General features: G+C 72.9%; 15 protein-coding genes. 6 read left to right on the forward strand and 9 right to left on the reverse strand.

Features of this window, described 5'->3' with window-relative positions; genetic code table 11:
• Nucleotide 1: 1 nt before the first annotated feature.
• The 3 genes from MF605_RS04025 to groES all read right to left on the reverse strand — a co-directional run bounded on the left by MF605_RS04025 (nt 2) and on the right by groES (nt 4,088).
• Nucleotides 2-1,957, reverse strand: coding sequence for a BCCT family transporter (locus MF605_RS04025; protein WP_134416862.1), 1,956 nt, complete (start codon nt 1,955-1,957; stop codon nt 2-4).
• A gap of 118 nt (nt 1,958-2,075) precedes the next feature.
• Nucleotides 2,076-3,683, reverse strand: a complete 1,608-nt coding sequence (gene groL / locus MF605_RS04030; RefSeq protein WP_134416861.1) for a chaperonin GroEL — start codon at nt 3,681-3,683, stop codon at nt 2,076-2,078.
• Nucleotides 3,684-3,791: 108 nt separating this feature from the next.
• On the reverse strand, nt 3,792-4,088 hold the full coding sequence (groES, locus tag MF605_RS04035; protein WP_044659448.1) for a co-chaperone GroES: 297 nt from the start codon (nt 4,086-4,088) through the stop codon (nt 3,792-3,794).
• A gap of 636 nt (nt 4,089-4,724) precedes the next feature.
• Here groES and MF605_RS04040 point away from each other — a divergent pair.
• On the forward strand, nt 4,725-5,702 hold the full coding sequence (locus tag MF605_RS04040; RefSeq protein ID WP_134416860.1) for a hypothetical protein: 978 nt from the start codon (nt 4,725-4,727) through the stop codon (nt 5,700-5,702).
• A gap of 205 nt (nt 5,703-5,907) precedes the next feature.
• Here the strand turns inward: MF605_RS04040 and MF605_RS04045 are convergent, their stop codons facing one another.
• From MF605_RS04045 to MF605_RS04065, 5 genes are all read right to left on the reverse strand, one after another.
• Entirely contained in the window at nt 5,908-6,663 is a 756-nt protein-coding gene (locus tag MF605_RS04045) for an iron ABC transporter ATP-binding protein (protein WP_036315901.1), read from the reverse strand.
• On the reverse strand, nt 6,660-7,748 hold the full coding sequence (locus tag MF605_RS04050; protein ID WP_044659445.1) for an iron chelate uptake ABC transporter family permease subunit: 1,089 nt from the start codon (nt 7,746-7,748) through the stop codon (nt 6,660-6,662). The genes MF605_RS04045 and MF605_RS04050 overlap by 4 nt, the downstream gene beginning before the upstream one ends.
• Nucleotides 7,741-8,799, reverse strand: a complete 1,059-nt coding sequence (locus tag MF605_RS04055) for an ABC transporter permease (protein ID WP_084776545.1) — start codon at nt 8,797-8,799, stop codon at nt 7,741-7,743. Before MF605_RS04055 ends, MF605_RS04050 begins: the two co-directional genes overlap by 8 nt.
• Nucleotides 8,796-9,920: a siderophore ABC transporter substrate-binding protein gene (locus tag MF605_RS04060; RefSeq protein ID WP_134416859.1), complete on the reverse strand. Its 1,125-nt coding sequence runs from the start codon at nt 9,918-9,920 to the stop codon at nt 8,796-8,798. The genes MF605_RS04055 and MF605_RS04060 overlap by 4 nt, the downstream gene beginning before the upstream one ends.
• A 170-nt stretch (nt 9,921-10,090) precedes the next feature.
• Nucleotides 10,091-11,422 carry a class I SAM-dependent methyltransferase gene (locus MF605_RS04065; protein ID WP_134416858.1) on the reverse strand — a complete coding sequence of 444 codons (1,332 nt, stop codon included), beginning with the start codon at nt 11,420-11,422 and terminating at the stop codon, nt 10,091-10,093.
• Between the two features lie 69 nt (nt 11,423-11,491).
• Here MF605_RS04065 and MF605_RS04070 point away from each other — a divergent pair, with 69 nt between their 5' ends.
• The 5 genes from MF605_RS04070 (at nt 11,492) to MF605_RS04090 (ending at nt 16,502) form a co-directional block, all read left to right on the forward strand.
• Nucleotides 11,492-12,688: a glutamate--cysteine ligase gene (locus tag MF605_RS04070; protein ID WP_134416857.1), complete on the forward strand. Its 1,197-nt coding sequence runs from the start codon at nt 11,492-11,494 to the stop codon at nt 12,686-12,688.
• Between the two features lie 82 nt (nt 12,689-12,770).
• Nucleotides 12,771-13,946 (forward strand): alcohol dehydrogenase catalytic domain-containing protein, encoded by a 1,176-nt coding sequence (locus MF605_RS04075; protein WP_134416856.1) that lies wholly within the window; start codon nt 12,771-12,773, stop codon nt 13,944-13,946.
• Nucleotides 13,943-14,974 carry an NAD-dependent epimerase/dehydratase family protein gene (locus MF605_RS04080; protein WP_060973710.1) on the forward strand — a complete coding sequence of 344 codons (1,032 nt, stop codon included), beginning with the start codon at nt 13,943-13,945 and terminating at the stop codon, nt 14,972-14,974. The genes MF605_RS04075 and MF605_RS04080 overlap by 4 nt, the downstream gene beginning before the upstream one ends.
• A gap of 5 nt (nt 14,975-14,979) precedes the next feature.
• The gene (locus MF605_RS04085) at nt 14,980-15,474 is read left to right on the forward strand and encodes a transglycosylase SLT domain-containing protein (protein ID WP_061867101.1); all 495 of its coding nucleotides are present in this window, start codon (nt 14,980-14,982) and stop codon (nt 15,472-15,474) included.
• A complete protein-coding gene (locus MF605_RS04090) occupies nt 15,471-16,502 on the forward strand; it encodes a cation diffusion facilitator family transporter (RefSeq protein ID WP_044659438.1) in 1,032 nt (343 codons plus the stop codon). The genes MF605_RS04085 and MF605_RS04090 overlap by 4 nt, the downstream gene beginning before the upstream one ends.
• Before the next feature lie 8 nt (nt 16,503-16,510).
• On the opposite strand, the gene MF605_RS04095 is transcribed toward MF605_RS04090, so the two are convergent.
• Nucleotides 16,511-17,041 carry a hypothetical protein gene (locus tag MF605_RS04095; RefSeq protein ID WP_044659437.1) on the reverse strand — a complete coding sequence of 177 codons (531 nt, stop codon included), beginning with the start codon at nt 17,039-17,041 and terminating at the stop codon, nt 16,511-16,513.
• Between the last annotated feature and the right edge of the window lie 12 nt (nt 17,042-17,053).

Genomic DNA, 17,053 nt, shown 5'->3' on the forward strand with positions numbered 1-17,053 from the left:
GTCAGCGGCCGGACGGGCCTGCTCCGGCGGGCCCGTCCGCGCTGTCCCCGTCCCCCTCGTCCAGGTACTCGCCCAGCACGTAGTCGTAGTCCACGGGGTTCCCGTCCTCGTCCGTGCGGCGGTACCAGTCGGTGATCTCCGCGGCGGTGGAGTCGAATCCCTCGCCGGCCGCGTACCAGCTGCCCGGCGGGGTGCGCTCCACCGCGAACGCGAAGTCGTCCCCGTACTCCACCAGGCCCCGCACCGTCGCCTTCTCGACGGCGGCCCGCTGGTACCGGTCACGGATCGCGAAGGGGTCGTTGGCCAGTTCGCGCTGGAGCGCGACCGCCATGAGGACGAGCACCACGGTGAACGGCAGCGCCGTGATGGTGATGAGGTTCTGCAGGCCGGTGAGCGCGGTGTCGCCGCCGGTCAGCAGCATCACGACCGCGATGCCCGCCATGCACAGTGCCCAGAACACCGTGATCGTGCGGCGCGGGGCCGGGGCGCCGCGCTGCGAGAGCTGCGAATTCACGATCGAGGCGGAGTCCGCCGTCGTGATGAAGAAGACCGCCAGCATGACGATCACGACCGGGGCCACCAGCCCGCCGCCGGGCAGCTGGTCCAGGACCACCCAGAAGATCTCCGCCGGCGCGGGCAGCGACGCGGCTGTGCCGTCCGGCGCCACGGAGCCCTGGGTCCGCTGCAGCCAGATGGTGGTGCCGCCGATGATCGTGAACGCGCCGACGATCACCGCGGCCGGGATGAACAGGGCCCCGAGGACGTACTGGCGGATGGTCCGACCCTTCGAGATCTTCGCCATGAACACGCCCACGAACGGGGCCCAGCTGACCCACCACGCCCAGTAGAAGATCGTCCAGCTGGAGAGGAACTCCTGCATGTCCTCCCCCTGGGCCATCGAGGCGCCGAGGGCGTCCGGGGCGGAGGAGACGTAGTCCATCAGGACGCCGGGCACGATGTTCAGCAGGAACGCCGTCGGGCCGACGACGAAGAAGAACAGCGCCAGGCCGAGGGCGAGCAGCATGTTGATGTTGGACAGCCACCGGATGCCGCGGGCCACACCGGACACCGCCGAGAAGATGGTGCCGATCGTGAGCACCACGATGATCCCCAGCGCCACCGTGTTCCCCGGCGCCGACCAGCCCGAGACGATCTCCACGCCGCGGCCGATCTGCAGGGCGCCGATGCCCAGCGAGGCCGCCGTGCCGAACAGTGTGGCGATGATCGCGAGCCCGTCGATCAGGCGCGCGCCGACCGAGTCGCTGCGCTGGGAGTCGCCGAACAGCGGCGCGATGATCGAGCTCATCAGCGGCACCCGGCCCCGGCGGTAGGACACGTAGCCGACCGACAGACCGACGATCGCGTAGATCGCCCACGCGTTCACGCCCCAGTGCAGCGCGGCCTGGGCCAGCGCGCCCGTCACCGCCTCCTCGCTCCCCGCCTCGTACGCCCCCGGGCGCGGGGCCAGGTAGTAGGTCAGCGGCTCGTACGGGCCGAAGAAGATGATGCCGATGCCGATGCCGGCCGCGAAGAGCATGGCCGACCAGCTCGCCGTGGAGTACTCCGGCTTCTCCCCGTCCAGGCCCAGCGGGATCTCGCCGTACCGGGAGAACGCCAAGACGAGCAGGAACACCACCATCCCGATGGCCAGCAGGGCGAACAGCCAGCCGGCGTGGAGCATCACCCAGTCGAGGGCCGCGCTCGAGACGGCCAGCACGGCGTCCGGCTGCAGCACGCCCCACACCACGAAGCCGACCACCAGCAGGCCGACGACGGCGAGGATCACCCGGTCCACGCCGTAGCGCACCCGGCGGTCCTCCACGGACACGCCCGGCACGAGGGCCGGGTGGATGCCGTGCGGATAGGAGAACTCGCGGACGAAGCGGCGCAGCCGTGGCCGGGCCGGGGTCCGGGTCGTGTGGGACCGGGTGGGACGGGGCGGCGTGGGTGTGTCCATGGGCACACCATAGAGGGCGCCCCGGACGGCGGTCGTCTCCCGCCCGCACGACGACGGCCCCCCACCCGGGCGGGCGAGGGGCCGTCGTCGACCGGCCGCGTCAGGGCCGACGGAGGCGTCAGTGCTGGTGGTCGGCCTCGTCCTCCTCGGCGGGCTTGTCCGCCACGAGGGTCTCGGTGGTCAGCACGAGGGCCGCGATGGAGGCGGCGTTGGCCAGCGCGGAGCGGGTCACCTTGACCGGGTCGATCACGCCGTCGGCGATCAGGTCGCCGTAGACGCCGGTCTTCGCGTTGAAGCCGTGGTTCGGCTCCAGCTCGGCGACCTTGGAGACCACCACGTAGCCGTCCTCGCCCGCGTTCTGGGCGATCCAGCGCAGCGGCTGCTTCAGGGCCTTGCGGACGATGTCCACGCCCACGGCGGCGTCGCCGGTCAGGGCCTGGACGTCGGCGTCGGTGTCGAGCGCGGTCAGCGCGTTGATGAGCGCGGTGCCGCCGCCGGCCACGATGCCCTCCTCGAGGGCGGCGCGGGTCGAGGACACGGCGTCCTCGATGCGGTGCTTGCGCTCCTTGAGCTCCACCTCGGTGGCGGCGCCCACGCGGATCACGCCGATGCCGCCGGAGAGCTTGGCGAGGCGCTCCTGGAGCTTCTCGCGGTCCCAGTCGGAGTCGGTCGCGGCGGACTCGGCCTTGATCTGGGCGACCCGGGCCTCGACGTCCTCGGCCGCACCGCCGCCGTCGACGATGGTGGTCTCGTCCTTGGTGACGGTGATGCGGCGGGCGGAGCCGAGCACGTCCAGGTCGGCCTGCTCGAGCTTCATGCCGAGGTCCGGGGAGACGACCTGGGCGCCGGTGAGGATCGCGATGTCCTGCATCATGGCCTTGCGGCGGTCGCCGAAGCCCGGGGCCTTGACGGCCACGACGTTCAGGGTGCCGCGGATCTTGTTCACCACGAGGGTGGACAGGGCCTCACCCTCGACGTCCTCGGCGATCACGAACAGCGGCTTGTTGGCCTGCAGGACCTTCTCCAGCAGGGGCAGCAGCTCCTGCACGTTGGAGATCTTGCCCGAGTTGATCAGGACGTAGGCGTCCTCGAGCACGGCCTCCTGACGCTCGGCGTCGGTGACCATGTACGGGGAAAGGAAGCCCTTGTCGAACTGCATGCCCTCGGTGACGTCCAGCTCGGTGGAGGTCGTGGAGGACTCCTCGATGGTGATGACGCCGTCGGTGCCGACCGTGTCGAACGCGCGGGCCAGCAACTCGCCGACCTCGTCGTTCTGGGCCGAGATGGCGGCCACGTGGGCCACCTCCTGGCCCTCGACCGGGCGGGCGTTCTCCTGCAGGCGCTGCTCGACGGCGGCCACGGCCACCTCGATGCCCTTCTTGACCTCGCCCGGCGCGGCGCCGGCGGCGACCTGGCGCATGCCCTCGTTCACGAGCGCCTGGGCCAGCACGGTGGCGGTGGTGGTGCCGTCGCCCGCGATGTCGTTGGTCTTGGTGGCGACCTCCTTGGCGAGCTGGGCGCCCATGTTCTCGTACGGGTCCTCCAGCTCCACCTCACGGGCGATCGTGACGCCGTCGTTGGTGATGGTGGGGGCGCCCCACGCCTTGTCGAGCACCACGTTGCGGCCCTTGGGGCCGAGGGTGACCTTGACGGTGTCGGCGAGCTTGTCGATGCCGGCCTGGAGGGCGCGGCGTGCGTCGTCGTTGAAAGCCAGCTGCTTGACCATGACGGACGCTCCTTTCGTTCAGGGAGTCAGGGGGTGCGGGGACGCGAGGGGCCCGGGGCGCGCGCACCGGTGCGGTGCGCGCCGCTCACCGGGCCCGTCGCGGCGGGGTCACTTGGCGACGACGGCCAGCACGTCGCGGGCGGAGAGCACCAGGTACTCCTCGCCGCCGACCTTGACCTCGGTGCCGCCGTACTTGGAGTACAGCACCACGTCACCCTCGGCGACGTCGACGGGCACGCGGTTGCCGTTCTCGGCGACCCGGCCCGGGCCCACGGCCACGACCTGGCCCTCCTGCGGCTTCTCCTTGGCGGTGTCCGGGATCACGAGGCCCGACGCGGTGGTCTGCTCGGCCTCCAGGGGGCGGACAACGATGCGATCCTCGAGGGGCTTGATGGAGACAGACATGCTGCACACTCCTTCTTCGTCGACGTGCGGCTCCGGCGGGCTCGCCGGTCCGCTGATGCTGTGGTCTGCGGGTGCGCCACGGGCGTCAGACCCTCCGTCGTCGCGGTGCCGGACGGTCCACCTCGGGCATTGGCACCCGGTACCCCCGAGTGCCAGTGCCGACTCTACTCCGGGTTCTGGCACTCCTTCAACATGAGTGCCAGCCGTGTCCCCGCCGTCCGCCGCGGGCGGAGGCGTGGGGCGCGGTGCGGTGGGGCACCGTGGGGCGGCGGGTGGGGCGGGTTCCGAGCCCAAGAGCACGCGGAGTGGTTGCGACTGCGGCCCGCAACCTGTCCCTCCCCCACTCCCCACCCTCCCCCCTCGCCACCCTCCGTGGGCAGAAACCGCACCCCCGCCCGTCGCGTGGGCAGCATCCGCAGGTTTTCGATCTCCGTGGGCAGAAGCGCCCTCTCTTCTGCCCACGGATGTTGCGTGGGCGGAACTCCTCGCAGTTCTGCCCACCGAGCCATGACGACGTCGTCCCGGCGGGACAACCGGCCGCCGCCGAGTCCTGCACAGCCGGCCCACCCCGCGCCGGTGTGCACAGACACGCGGCCCGCCCGGCCGTCGTCAGGCCGACCGCGTCAAGGTCGACCCATGTCCTTCGCCCCCGATCTCCCCCTCGTCCCCGTCTTCACCACCCGCGACGTGCTCGAACGCGGTCTGCCGCCCAGCCGGGTGCGGCGGTCCGACGTCCTCCGCCTCGCCCGCGGCATCCACCGTCGCCGTGACATGCCGCTGCGCACCTGGGAGTCTGCCGGGCTCCCGCCGCCGCACCACGGGGTCGGCCTCGACCTGCTGACCGCCCTCCTGCGGTCCCGTCCCGACGCCGTTCTCTCCCACGAGACGGCGGCGCACCTCCACGGCCTCCCGCTTCCCCCGGGCGGGGCCACGCGACGCGCCGCCGTCGAGATCACGTTGCACCGCGGCACCGCACGGGCGCGGATCCCCGGCGTCATGGAGCACCGAAGACCCCTGCCCGCCGGCCACGTCACCTCCGTGCTCGGGCTACGGGTGACGACGCCGGAACGGACCTGGCTCGATCTGTGCTCGATCGGCCACCCCTGGGACGAGGCATCCCTCGTGTCGGCGGGTGACCACCTGGTCCGTCACCCCTGGTCCCCGCGCGGCCGGCGGCCTCCCATCACCACGGTCACCGCGCTGCACGAGGCGATGCGGCCGCTCGGGCGGTTCGTCGGAAGACCGCGGGCGACGGCGGCGCTCGAGCGCGTACGGGTGGGTGCCGACTCGCCGCAGGAGACCCGGCTGAGGCTGGCGCTCGTCGAGGCGGGGCTGGGCGAGCCGACGCTGCAGCACGTGTTCGACCCCGGGCGGCGGGACGCCCCCGAGGCCGATCTGTGGTTCGAGGACTGCCGGCTCGTCCTCCAGTACGACGGCGAGGTGCACCGGAGTGCCGAGCAACACGCCCGGGACGCCCGGCGAGACCAGTACTACGCGGAGCGTGGGCAGATGACCCTGCACGTCACGAGCCGGGACGTCGGCGAGGGATACGAGCGGGTGATCGAGGCCGTCCTCAGACGACGGGCACAGGTCTCGAACGGCTGGGATGCCTGACGTCGTCGTCGCGTATGGCCCTGCCGTCCATGCGCAGGGGTTCCGTGGGCAGAAGCGAGGGTGCTTCTGCCCACGGAACCTGGAAACACGCGGGTTCTGCCCCCGGAAGGCGAGACCCGGCGGGTTCTGCCCACGGAACGCTCGCGTCGGCCGGGCACCCGACCCCCGCCCGGACCGACCCGGGCCGACCTCACCGTCGCCCCGCTCAGTAGTACACGGCCAGCGGCCCGTGCGGTCCGTCCACCACGCTGCAGGGGGTCTTGAAGATCCGCTCCAGCACCTCAGGGCACAGGATCTCGGCCGGGGTGCCGGTCTCCACCACCTGGCCGTCGCCCATGGCCACGATCCGGTCGGCGTAGTGGGCGGCGAAGTTGATGTCGTGCAGCACGATCACCACGGTCCGGCCCAGCTCGTCGGCGGCCCGGCGCAGCTGCTGCATCATCTGCACCGAGTGCTGCATGTCCAGGTTGTTCAGCGGCTCGTCCAGCAGCACGTACTCGGTGTTCTGCGCCAGCACCATCGCCACGTACGCCCGCTGCCGCTGGCCGCCCGAGAGCTGGTCGAGGTACCGGTTCTCGAACGGGCCGAGGTTGAGGAAGTCGATCGCGTCGGACACGTGCCGCTCGTCCTCCAGGGTCAGCCGGCCGCGCGTGTACGGGTAACGCCCGAACCCCACGAGCTGCCGCACGGTCAGCCGCGTCACGAAGTGGTTCTCCTGCCGCAGGATGGACAGGGTCTGCGCGATCTTCCGGGACGGCGTCGTGGTGATGTCGTGCCCGCCCACGGCGATCGTCCCGGCGTCGGCGTCCTGCAGCCGGCCGATCATCGTCAGCAGCGTGGACTTGCCCGCCCCGTTGGGCCCCACGAGCGCGGTCACTCCCCCGGCCTGGATGTCCAGGTCCACGGGTCCGATGCACACCTCATCGCTGTGGCGCTTCACCACGCCGCGCAGCTCGATCACAGACGTCCCTTTCTCATCACGACGACCAGGAAGGTGATGCCGCCGATCAGCTCGATGACCACCGTGACCGCACCCCCCGCGTAGAACACGTGCCGCAGCACGAAGTAGGCGCTCGTGAGCACCGCGTACCCGGCCAGCGCCGCCACCGGGAGGATGAACCGGTGGTCGTGGGTGTCGACGAGGCTGTACGCCAGCGTCGCCACGAGGAACCCGAGGAACGTCATCGGGCCCACGAGCGCGGTGGTCATGGCCATCAGCACGGAGACCAGCAGCAGCGTCACCATGAGCTCGCGCCGGTGGTGCAGGCCCAGGTTGGTCGCGGCGTCGGCGCCGAGCGCCACCGTGTTCAGGCGGCGGGAGCGCAGCCACAGCAGCGCGCACACGACGACGGCGATGGGCGCGGCGATCGCCACGTACTCGGTCCGGGCGTTGGAGATGTTGCCGAAGAGCCGCGCGCTCAGCAGGTCGAACGAGTTCGGGTCCAGCAGTCGCTGCATGAACGTGCTCAGCGCGGCCAGCCCGCCGCCCAGCACCACGCCCACGAGCAGCATCAGATGGACGCTGCCGTAGGGCCGGGAGAGCAGCCACGAGTACAGGGCCGTCGCCAGCGCCACCATGAGCGCGGCCTGGGCGAGGAACGGTCCCACCCCGGTCAGCACCGCGACGCCCGCGGCCCCCAGCACGTACACGGCGGCGGTCGACACGGCGGTGTAGAGCGCCTCGAACCCCATGATCGAGGGCGTGATGATGCGGTTGCCCGTCACCGTGTGGAAGCTGACGGTCGCGAAGGAGTGGCACAGCGCCACGATGCCGATCACGCCCAGGGACTCCACGCGCATCCGCGCGATCATCCAGAACGCGCGCGAGCCGGGCTCGGCCTCGTTGCCCCACAGCAGGACCCCGGCGGTGGAGAGCACGGCGACGGCGGCCAGCACCGCGACGACGACCGCATACCTCCGGCGGTCGGCGGCGGTGACGAACGCGCCGGACCGGCGCGGGGCGTCGGCGTCGACGGGCCCGGCGGCGGTGGCGCCGCCGAGCGGGGCGGGGAGGCGACCCGGGGCGGTCGCGAGCGGCTCAACCATGCTTGGCCTGCCTCAGCAGCAGGGCGAGGAACACGATCGCGCCCACGAGGCCCAGGATCAGCGAGATGGGCACCTCGAACGGGGCGATCACGGTGCGCCCGATCAGGTCGCAGACAATCACGATCCACACGCCGACCATGACCACCCAGGGCAGATTCGTGCGCAGGTTGTCGCCACGGACCATGGACACGAGGTTGGGGACCACGAGCCCCAGGAACGGGAGGGCCCCGATCACCACGGTGACCACGCCGGTGGCCACGGCCACCATGGCCACGCCGGTGAGGATCACGGCGTCGTAGTTGAGGCCGACGTTCGTGGCGACGTCCTTGCCGAGGCCGGCCACGGTGAAGCGGTCCGCGATGACGAAGACCGCCACGCACACGATCAGCACGAGGAAGAGCAGCTCATACCGGCCGCGGACCACGGAGGTGAACGAGCCGGCGAACCACGCGCCCACCTGCTGCAGCATGTCCGTCTGGAGGGCGAGGAACGTCGAGGCGGCGCCCACGACGGCGCCGAGCATGATGCCCACGATCGGCACGATGAGGGAGGACTGCAGGCGCACACGCCGCAGGAAGAGGAAGAACACGAGGGTGCCGACGAAGGCGAAGAGGATGGCCCCGGCCATCCGGGTCACCAGGCCCGCCCCCGGCACGAGCACCATGGTCACCAATAAGCCGAGACCGGCCCACTCGGTGGTGCCCGTGGTGCTGGGCTCCACGAAGCGATTCTGCGTCATGAGCTGCATGATCAGCCCGCACATCGCCATCGAGGCGCCGGCCAGCACGAGGGCGACCGTGCGCGGCACGCGCGTGATGGCGAACATCTCGCGTCCGCCCTCCGCGCCGACGTCGTACACGCCCACGAACAGCGAGACCACGATGAGGGCCGCGGTCACCACGACGCCGACCAGCAGCGGCCAGGTGCGCTGCCAGCGGGTGCGCTCGGGCCGCAGGACGGCGGGCGGGACCCAGCACACGCGGTCGCCCCGCCCCGGCTCCTCGAGCCGGGGCGGGGCGTCGGCGACGTGGTGACGCACGTCGAGAGTCACTGCGCGCCTTCGAAGGCCTTCGCGAGGTCCTCCATGACGGTGGTGTGGTTCTGGATGTCCTCGGCGACGTAGAAGTCGGCGGGCAGGTAGACGATGTTGCCCTCCTTCACCGCGGTCACGTCCTGGAGGGCCTCGGAGCGCTCGATCAGCTCGGCGGCGGTGGCGTTCTCCTCGCCGATGGCGGCGTCGCGGTCCATGACGATCAGCCAGTCCGGGTTCGACTTCGCGATGGCCTCGACGGAGATGTCGTCGCCCTGGTGGTTGTCGGTGCCCGACTGCTCGAGGGCCGGGGTCAGCTCCAGCATGTCGAAGAACGGGCCGATGGCGCGACCGGTGCTGGGCGCGACGTACGACAGTTCGCCGCCCGAGGCGATGAGGCCCATGACGGTCTGCTCGGGGTCGTAGGCGTCCTTGGCGCGCTGGGTGGCGGCGTCGAAGTCGGCGATGAGCTTCTCGGCATCGGCCTCGTGGCCGGTGGCCTCGCCCAGCAGGGTGGTCAGCTCCTTCAGGCCCTCGTCCATGGGGGTCTGCGTGACGTCGAAGTCCGTGTCCACGACGGCGGCGTCGCCGGTCAGCTCGTCGATCTCGGCCTTGCGCTCGTTGAACCGCTGGCCGTTGAACACGACGTCCGGCTCGGCGGTGACGAACAGCTCCATGTCCGGCTCCCGGTGGTTGCCGATGTCGGCGACCGAGTCGTCCTGGAGGTAGGAGGGCCCGCCCTCGCCCTTGTACATGATCTGCTTCGGCGCGGCCGACAGCTCGACGCCCCAGTCGTCCAGCGTGCGGAAGGTGCGGTTGTCCGTGGCGATGACGGAGTCGACCTCCTCCGGCAGGGTGACCTCGGCGCCGGACATGTCGGTGACGGTGACCCCGGCCGCGATGCCGCCCGAGGCGGCCGAGGAGCCGCCGGCGGCGCTCGCGGAGGCCGAGGACTCGCCGGAGGCGCTCGCGGAGGCCGAGGACTCGCCGGAGGCGCTCGCGGAGGCCGAGGACTCGCCGGAGGCGCTCGCGGAGGACGAGCCCGTGGCCGCGCCGCCGGCGGAGCAGCCGACGAGGGCGAGGGCCGCCACCGAGGTCAGGGCGAGACGGGCGAGGCGGGGGGCGCTGACGGAACGCGGCATGGTTCTCCTTCTGGGCGGCGGGGCTGCCCCGGGATGAGCAGTCGGGGTGGTGGGCGCGCTCCCGTGGAGGTGAGCCTTGCCTCAGTCGAATACCGTACACGAGGGTGCCGTAATCCCCCAACGGGGGTTCGACGGCTCCCGCCGCCCGGGGCCCGCGGCCTCGAGCCCCGTCAGTCCAACGGCGTCACCTCGAGGGCGAACCGCGACCGACCCACGCGCGCCAGCACGAGGGTGGCGTGCCGTCCGGCCCCGCCACGCCGGCCCGGCTTCGTCCCGCCGAGGACGGCGCGACGGACCTCCTCGGGCGTCTCGCGGATGCCCCGCTTCTTCACGTCCAGCCGGCCCACCCCGGTCTCCTTCGCCCAGCGCCGCAGGGAGGCCAGGTGGAAGCCGCGCACCGCCTCGATCCGATGGGCGCGGGCCAGGCCGTCCCGCACCGGCTCGGGCGCGACGAGGTAGGCCAGGTGGGGGTCCAGCTGCCGCGTCGGCACGGGCCAGGACGCGGCCAGGTCCGTCACGAGTCCGGCCCGGATGACCGCGCCGTCCGGCTCGTGCAGGACCGCGCCGACGAGCCCTGCCATGCCCTCCTCCCCCACGGCCTCGACCTCGGGCGAGTCGCCGAAGTCCGCGCCGGAGACGAGCTGCGCCGTCGTCGTCTCCCCGCCATGGACGGTCATGACGCGCGCCGCCCGCCGCACCCCGGGGCGGGCCGCCGCGTTGAACCACAGGGCGGCCTCCACGACGTCGCCGTCGACGCTCACCCACTCGGCCTCGGCGCCCTCCGGCACGGCCTCGTGCGGGAGCCCCGGGCCGAGCTTGACCCCGACCGGCACGCCCGTCGCGGCGATGTCCGTCACGACGCTCAGGGGCGGGGAGAACGCCTCGGGGTCGAACACGCGCGCGGACCCGCCCCCGCCGACCTGACGGCGGGCGGGGTCCAGCCACACCGCGTCCGCCTCGGCGGGCACGTGGGCGCGGGCCCAGGCCACGGCGTCGCCGTGCACCACACGCGCACCGCGGTGGCCGGCGAGGTTCACCTCGGCGGCCGCGGCGACGACGGCGTCCCGCTCCACCGCCACGACGTCCAGGCCCCGGTCGGCGAAGGCGCGCGCGTCCAGGCCGAGACCGCAGCCGAGGTCGGCGACGCGTCGGGCGCCCGCGGCCGCCAGCCGGTCCGCGTGCAGGCCCGCGACCAGCGGGCGGGTGGCCTGCTCCAGGCCGTCGCGGGTGAACAGCATCCGGCGCGCCTCCGGCCCGAGACGGGCCTCCGCCCGGGACCGCAGCGCGGCCTGGGTCAGCGCGGCGGCCACGCGCTCGGGCGGATGCCCGGCCGCACGTAGGCGGGAGGAGACCGCGAGCGCGTCGGCCTCCCGGTACCCGGCGAGGGAGTCGAGGAGGGCCCGGCCCTCCGCCTCGAGGACGGGGGCCAGGGCGGTGGCGTCCGCCTCCGAGGCCGCGGCCGTGGGGCGCGGCGAGCGGGAGGCGGGGCGGGGACGGGCCATGCGCCCCACCCTAGGTCCGAAGCGTGGACACCGGGCGCAGACCCGGCAGGGGCTTCTAGGATGGGCGGCATGACTCTGCCCTTCGCCGACTCCGCGCAGTCCACTCTCGGAATCGAGTGGGAGCTCGCGCTCGTGGACGCCGTGTCCGGCGAGCTGCGCTCCGAGGCCCCAGACCTGCTGCGCGCCCTGCATGTGACCGAGGGCCTCGCCGAGGACGACGTGAACCCGCACATGACCAGCGAGCTCCTGCAGAACACGGTGGAGCTCGTCACGGGTGTGCACGAGCGCGTCGACGCCGCGACGGCGGACCTCGGCCGGATCGCCGCGCGTGTGGCGGACGCCGCGGCCGAGCGGGGCATCTCCCTGTTCTGCCAGGGCACGCACCCGTTCGCGGACGCGATCGCGCAGCCCTCGACGCCCAGCGAGCGCTACGACCGCATGCTGGATCTCACCCAGTACTGGGGTCGGCAGCTGCTGATCTTCGGCGTGCACGTGCACGTGGGCCTGGACGACGTCTCCAAGGCCATGCCGGTGGTGAACGGCCTGGTCAACCGCGTGCCGCACCTGCTCGCACTCTCGGCCTCGTCCCCCTTCTGGGCGGGCACGGACACGGGCTACCAGTCCCAGCGCACCCTCCTGTTCCAGCAGCTGCCCACGGCCGGCCTGCCGTTCCAGTTCCAGGAGTGGGAGGGCTTCGAGCGCTGCGTGGCCCAGATGGAGCAGGTGGGCATGATCGCGGACGTCACCGAGTGCCGCTGGGACGTGCGGGCCGTGCCCCGCCTGGGCACGGTGGAGATGCGCGCGTGCGACGGCCTGGCCACGCTCGAGGAGATCGCCGCCGTGACCGCCTACACGCAGTGCCTCGTGGATGACCTGTCCGCGAGCCTGGAGCGCGGTGAGACGGTCGAGGTCCTGCCGCCGTGGCACGTGCAGGAGAACAAGTGGCGCGCCGCCCGGTACGGCATGGACGCCACCGTGATCGTGGACGCCCGGGGCACCCAGGTCCCGCTGGCGGAGCACCTGCCGGCGGAGATCGAGCGACTGACCCCGGTCGCCGAGCGGCTGGGCTGCGCGGCGGAGCTCGCCGGCGTCCAGGCGATGATCGACGACGGCGGCGCCGCGCGTCAGCGTCGCGTGGAGGCACAGGCCCTGGCCGGCCCGCCGGCCGCGGGTGAGGACGCGGATGACGCGGTGGCCCCGCTGCGCGCCGTCGTGCTGGACGCCGCCGCCCGCACCCGCGCGTCGCTGGACGGCCGCACCGGCTGAGCGGCCGCTCCCCCGGCGAGGTTGCCGCCCCGCCGCGCCTCCAGGCTTCCGCCGGCCCGCCCGGCGCGGCTACGGTCCCACCATGCGAGCACTCACATGGCAGGGAAAGCGCAACGTCACCGTCGAGGACGTCCCGGATCCTCGGATCCAGGAGCCGACGGACGCGATCATCGAGGTCACCTCGACCGGCATCTGCGGGTCGGACCTGCATCTGTACGAGGTCCTGGGGCCGTTCATGGACGCGGGGGACGTGATCGGCCACGAGCCGATGGGCATCGTCCGCGAGGTCGGGTCCGAGGTCACCCACATCCGGCCCGGTGACCGGGTGGTCGTGCCCTTCACCATCTCCTGCGGGCGGTGCTGGATGTGTCAGCGCGGGCTGCAGTCCCAGTGCGAGACCACCCAGGTGCGGGAGCAGGGCTCCGGCGCCGCACTCTTCGGCTACTCCCGGCTCTACGGCTCCGTCCCCGGCGGGCAGGCCGAGCTGCTGCGCGTGCCCCACGCGGACTACGGCCCCGTGAAGGTGCCGCACACCGGCCCGGATGAGCAGTGGCTGTTCCTCTCGGACGTCGTCCCCACCGCCTGGCAGGGGGTCCAGTACGCGAACGTCCCCGACGGCGGCACGCTCGCGGTGCTCGGCCTCGGCCCCATCGGCCAGCTGGCGGCACGCATCGGCGTGCACCTGGGGTACCGGGTGATCGGCGTCGACCCGGTCCCCGAGCGCCGCGCGATGGCGGCCCGGCACGGCATCGAGGTCCTGGACGCCGACGGCGGCGAGGCCGAGGTGCTCCGCGAGCGCACCAGCGGCCGCGGCCCCGACGGGGTCGTGGACGCGGTCGGCATGGAGGCGCACGCCTCCCCGGCGGGGCATGCGGCCCACACCGCCGTGGGCCTGCTGCCCGACGCGCTCGGCCGGGCGGCCATGAAGACCGCCGGCGTCGACCGCCTGAGCGCCCTCCACACCGCGATCGACGCGGTCCGGCGTGGCGGCACGGTGTCGCTCTCCGGGGTCTACGGCGGCATGAAGGACCCGATGCCGATGCTCACCCTGTTCGACAAGCAGGTCACCCTGACGATGGGCCAGTGCAACGTCCGTCGCTGGGTGGACGACCTGCTGCCCCTGCTCGACGACCCGTCCGACCCCCTCGGCGTGCTCGACCTGACCACGCACACCGCCCCGCTCGAGGACGCGCCCGCCCTCTATGAGACGTTCCAGAAGAAGGAGGACGGCTGCATCAAGGTGGTCCTGAAGCCGTGAGGATCGTCGTCCTGGGCGCGACGGGCAACGTCGGCACCGCTGTCCTGCACCGCCTCCAGGCCGCGGACGAGGTGAGCTCGATCGTGGGCGTGAGCCGGCGCGGCCCGGACCGGGCCGGAGCGCCCTACGACGGCGTCGAGTGGCACCGCCTGGACGTCGCGGAGCCCACGGCGGCGGGGCGGCTGCGCGAGATCGTCGCCGGCGCCGACGCCGTCGTCGACCTGGTGTGGGTGATCCGCCCCAACCGCGACCGCGACCACCTGCGCGCCGTCAACGTGGTCGGCAACGAGCGGGTGTTCCGGGCCGTGGCCGAGGCGGGTGTGCCCCACCTGGTCTACGCGTCCTCGGTGGGCGCGTACGGGCCCGGGCCGAAGGGCCGCGCCGTGGCCGAGTCCCATCCCACCACCGGGGTCCCCACCTCGCACTACGCCGCGCAGAAGGCCGAGGTCGAGTCGATCCTCGACCGCGTGCAGGCCGAGCACCCGGAGCTGCTGGTGACCCGGCTGCGCCCCGGGCTGATCTTCCAGTCCGCGGCCGGGCCCGAGATCAAGGACTACTTCCTGGGCGACCTCGTCCCCGCCCGGCTGGTCGCCCGCCTGCGCACTCCGGTGCTCCCCTTCCCGCGGGGCCTGCGATTCCAGGCGCTCACGGCCCAGGACGTGGCGGACGCGTACTGGCGCGTGATCGCCCACCGGGCGGGCGGGGCCTTCAATGTGGCCGCCGACCCCGTGCTGGACGCGCACACCATGGGCACCGTCCTCGGGGCGCGCCGCATCCTGGAGCTGCCCGTGGGCCTGTTCCGAGCGGCCGCGGCGCTGACCTACCGGGCACGGCTGCAGCCCACCGACCCGGGGTGGGTGGACATGGCCGCGGCAGCGCCCATCATGGACACCACGGCCCTGCGCGCCGCGACCGGTTGGTCCGAGACCACCGACGCCCGGGAGGCGGTCCGCCTCGTGCTCGACCATCTCGACGGCGCCGAAGGCCTCGGCAACGCCGGGCACCGCTCGCACTCGCCCACGGAATGAGGACGATGACCATCACCCGTCGGGCCGCCCTGGCGGGCCTGCTCGGGGGCGCCGCCCTCGGGTTCACCGCCTGCACCTCCTCCGGCTACCCCGCCGACCCGGACGGCACCCTGGACCGCGTCACGGGCGGGGTGCTGCGCGCCGGCGTCGTGCACCACCCGCCCCACGTGGACGCCTCGGGCGCCGAGCCCGTCGGCCCCGAGCCCGACCTGATCCGCGGCTTCGCGGCGGCGCACGACGCACGCGTCGAGTGGACCGTGGCCGGGGAGGAGGCGCTCATGACCGCGCTGGAGAAGGGTGACATGGACCTGGTAGCCGGTGGCCTGACCTCGGCGTCCCCGTGGACGTCGCACGCGAGCATCACCCGCGACTACGCCGAGGCGGAGGGCCCGGACGGCGAGCCGGTGAAGCTCGTGATGGCCGTGCCCCTGGGTGAGAATCAGATGCTCACGGCCCTCGAGGCGTACTTCGACCAGCGCGCAGCGGAGGAGGCCCGATGACGCGGCGGGACACCCGGGAGACGGGGCCGAGCGGGCGCCGGTTCGGCGCCACGGAGCTGCCCCCGGAGATCGAGCGCGTGGTCCAGCAGGCCAAGCGGCTCGAATGGGCGACGCTGGGGGTGATCGTGGTCACGATCGTCCTCGTGGCGATCGTGATGGGCTCCTCGCAGGCCATGCGGGCCGCGTGGATCGAGGACCTGCTCTCCCTGATCCCACCGATCGTGTTCCTCGTCGCCCTGCGCGTGGCCCGCATGGCCCCGACGCGGGCCCGGCCCTACGGCTCTCACCGGTCCGTCGGGGTGGGGCACCTCGTGGCCGCCGTCGCCCTGTCCGTGATGGGCGTGGTCCTCGTCGGCGACTCCGTGCTGGGCCTGGTGACGGCGGAGCACCCGCCCATCGGCACGTTCGACCTGTTCGGGCACACCGTGTGGCAGGGCTGGTTCATGATGGCCGTGATGGCCCTGTCCGTGCCCGGGCCCATGATCCTCGGCCACAAGAAGCTCAAGCTGGCCGAGCAGCTCCACGACCGCGTGCTGTACGCGGACGCGGACATGAACAAGGCGGACTGGCAGACGGGCGTGGCGACCATCGTCGGCGTGGCCGGCATCGGCCTGGGCTGGTGGTGGGCGGACTCCGCTGCGGCGATCTTCGTGGGCGTGAGCATCGTGCTGGACGGCTGGAAGAACCTCAAGGAGGCCGTCACGAACCTGGCGGATCGCCGCGCCGCCACGATCGACGGCGCCCGGCCGCACCCGCTCATCGACCGTGCCGAGCGGGTCGCCTGGGCGGAGCCGTGGGTGCGCCATGCGGGCGCCCGCGTCCGGGATGAGGGCCACGTGTTCCACGTCGAGATGTTCGTGGTGCCGCACGAGGGGGCGGACGTGACGGTGGGCCGCTGCTGCGCGCTACGGGACGCGATCGCCGCCCTGGACTGGAAGCTGCAGGACGTCGTCGTCGCCCCGGTGGACGAGCTGCCCGCCGAGGTGCACGGCGGTCGGTCCGGGGAGCATCAGACGGGCGAGGAATAGCCCGGGCCTCAGCCGGCCAGGAACCGGCCCTCGAGGGTGGCGGAGGTGATGCGCTGGACCTCGCGCTGCTGGTCGCCGGTCCTCTGGCGCAGGGCGTGCATCTCGGCGGCGTCGACCGCCGGCAGGTGCGGCGCGAGCTGTTCGAGGACGTGCCACATCGCGGACTTGGCCTGGAGCGTGCCCTGCAGCAGGTCCAGTTCGATCTGCGTCCAGCCGGAGCCGCGCGTGCGCAGCGCGTTCACGGGGTTGAGACGTCCGCCGACCTCGGCCGCCGCGCCGGCGGCCCGGTCCACCAGCGGGGTGCGGAGACCCAGTTCGCCGATGAGCGCCTCGAGGCGGTCCTGGTCGTCCTGGACGGCGTCGCCGAGGCGGCGCAGCGCGGCCTCCTGCGGGGTGCCGGCCCAGGTCTGCTCGGCGGCGCGGAACGCCTTCACACCGGAGCGGGAGCCGAGCAGGTGCTGATTGAGGAAGTCCTCCAGCATCTGCTCGTCCACGGCCGCAGAGGTGGACTCGGGGCGGGGGTAATCATGGCCGGTCATGGGCTCTGTCTA

Origin of the sequence: Micrococcus luteus, assembly GCF_022664405.1 — a bacterium.
Lineage (GTDB): Bacteria > Actinomycetota > Actinomycetes > Actinomycetales > Micrococcaceae > Micrococcus > Micrococcus luteus.

Coding starts and splice junctions, on each gene's coding strand:
- MF605_RS04025 (WP_134416862.1), bottom strand. CDS start 1,957: ATGGACACACCCACGCCGCCCCGTCCCACCCGGTCCCACACGACCCGG.
- groL (WP_134416861.1), bottom strand. CDS start 3,683: ATGGTCAAGCAGCTGGCTTTCAACGACGACGCACGCCGCGCCCTCCAG.
- groES (WP_044659448.1), bottom strand. CDS start 4,088: ATGTCTGTCTCCATCAAGCCCCTCGAGGATCGCATCGTTGTCCGCCCC.
- MF605_RS04040 (WP_134416860.1), top strand. CDS start 4,725: ATGTCCTTCGCCCCCGATCTCCCCCTCGTCCCCGTCTTCACCACCCGC.
- MF605_RS04050 (WP_044659445.1), bottom strand. CDS start 7,748: ATGGTTGAGCCGCTCGCGACCGCCCCGGGTCGCCTCCCCGCCCCGCTC.
- MF605_RS04060 (WP_134416859.1), bottom strand. CDS start 9,920: ATGCCGCGTTCCGTCAGCGCCCCCCGCCTCGCCCGTCTCGCCCTGACC.
- MF605_RS04065 (WP_134416858.1), bottom strand. CDS start 11,422: ATGGCCCGTCCCCGCCCCGCCTCCCGCTCGCCGCGCCCCACGGCCGCG.
- MF605_RS04070 (WP_134416857.1), top strand. CDS start 11,492: ATGACTCTGCCCTTCGCCGACTCCGCGCAGTCCACTCTCGGAATCGAG.
- MF605_RS04075 (WP_134416856.1), top strand. CDS start 12,771: ATGCGAGCACTCACATGGCAGGGAAAGCGCAACGTCACCGTCGAGGAC.
- MF605_RS04085 (WP_061867101.1), top strand. CDS start 14,980: ATGACCATCACCCGTCGGGCCGCCCTGGCGGGCCTGCTCGGGGGCGCC.
- MF605_RS04090 (WP_044659438.1), top strand. CDS start 15,471: ATGACGCGGCGGGACACCCGGGAGACGGGGCCGAGCGGGCGCCGGTTC.
- MF605_RS04095 (WP_044659437.1), bottom strand. CDS start 17,041: ATGACCGGCCATGATTACCCCCGCCCCGAGTCCACCTCTGCGGCCGTG.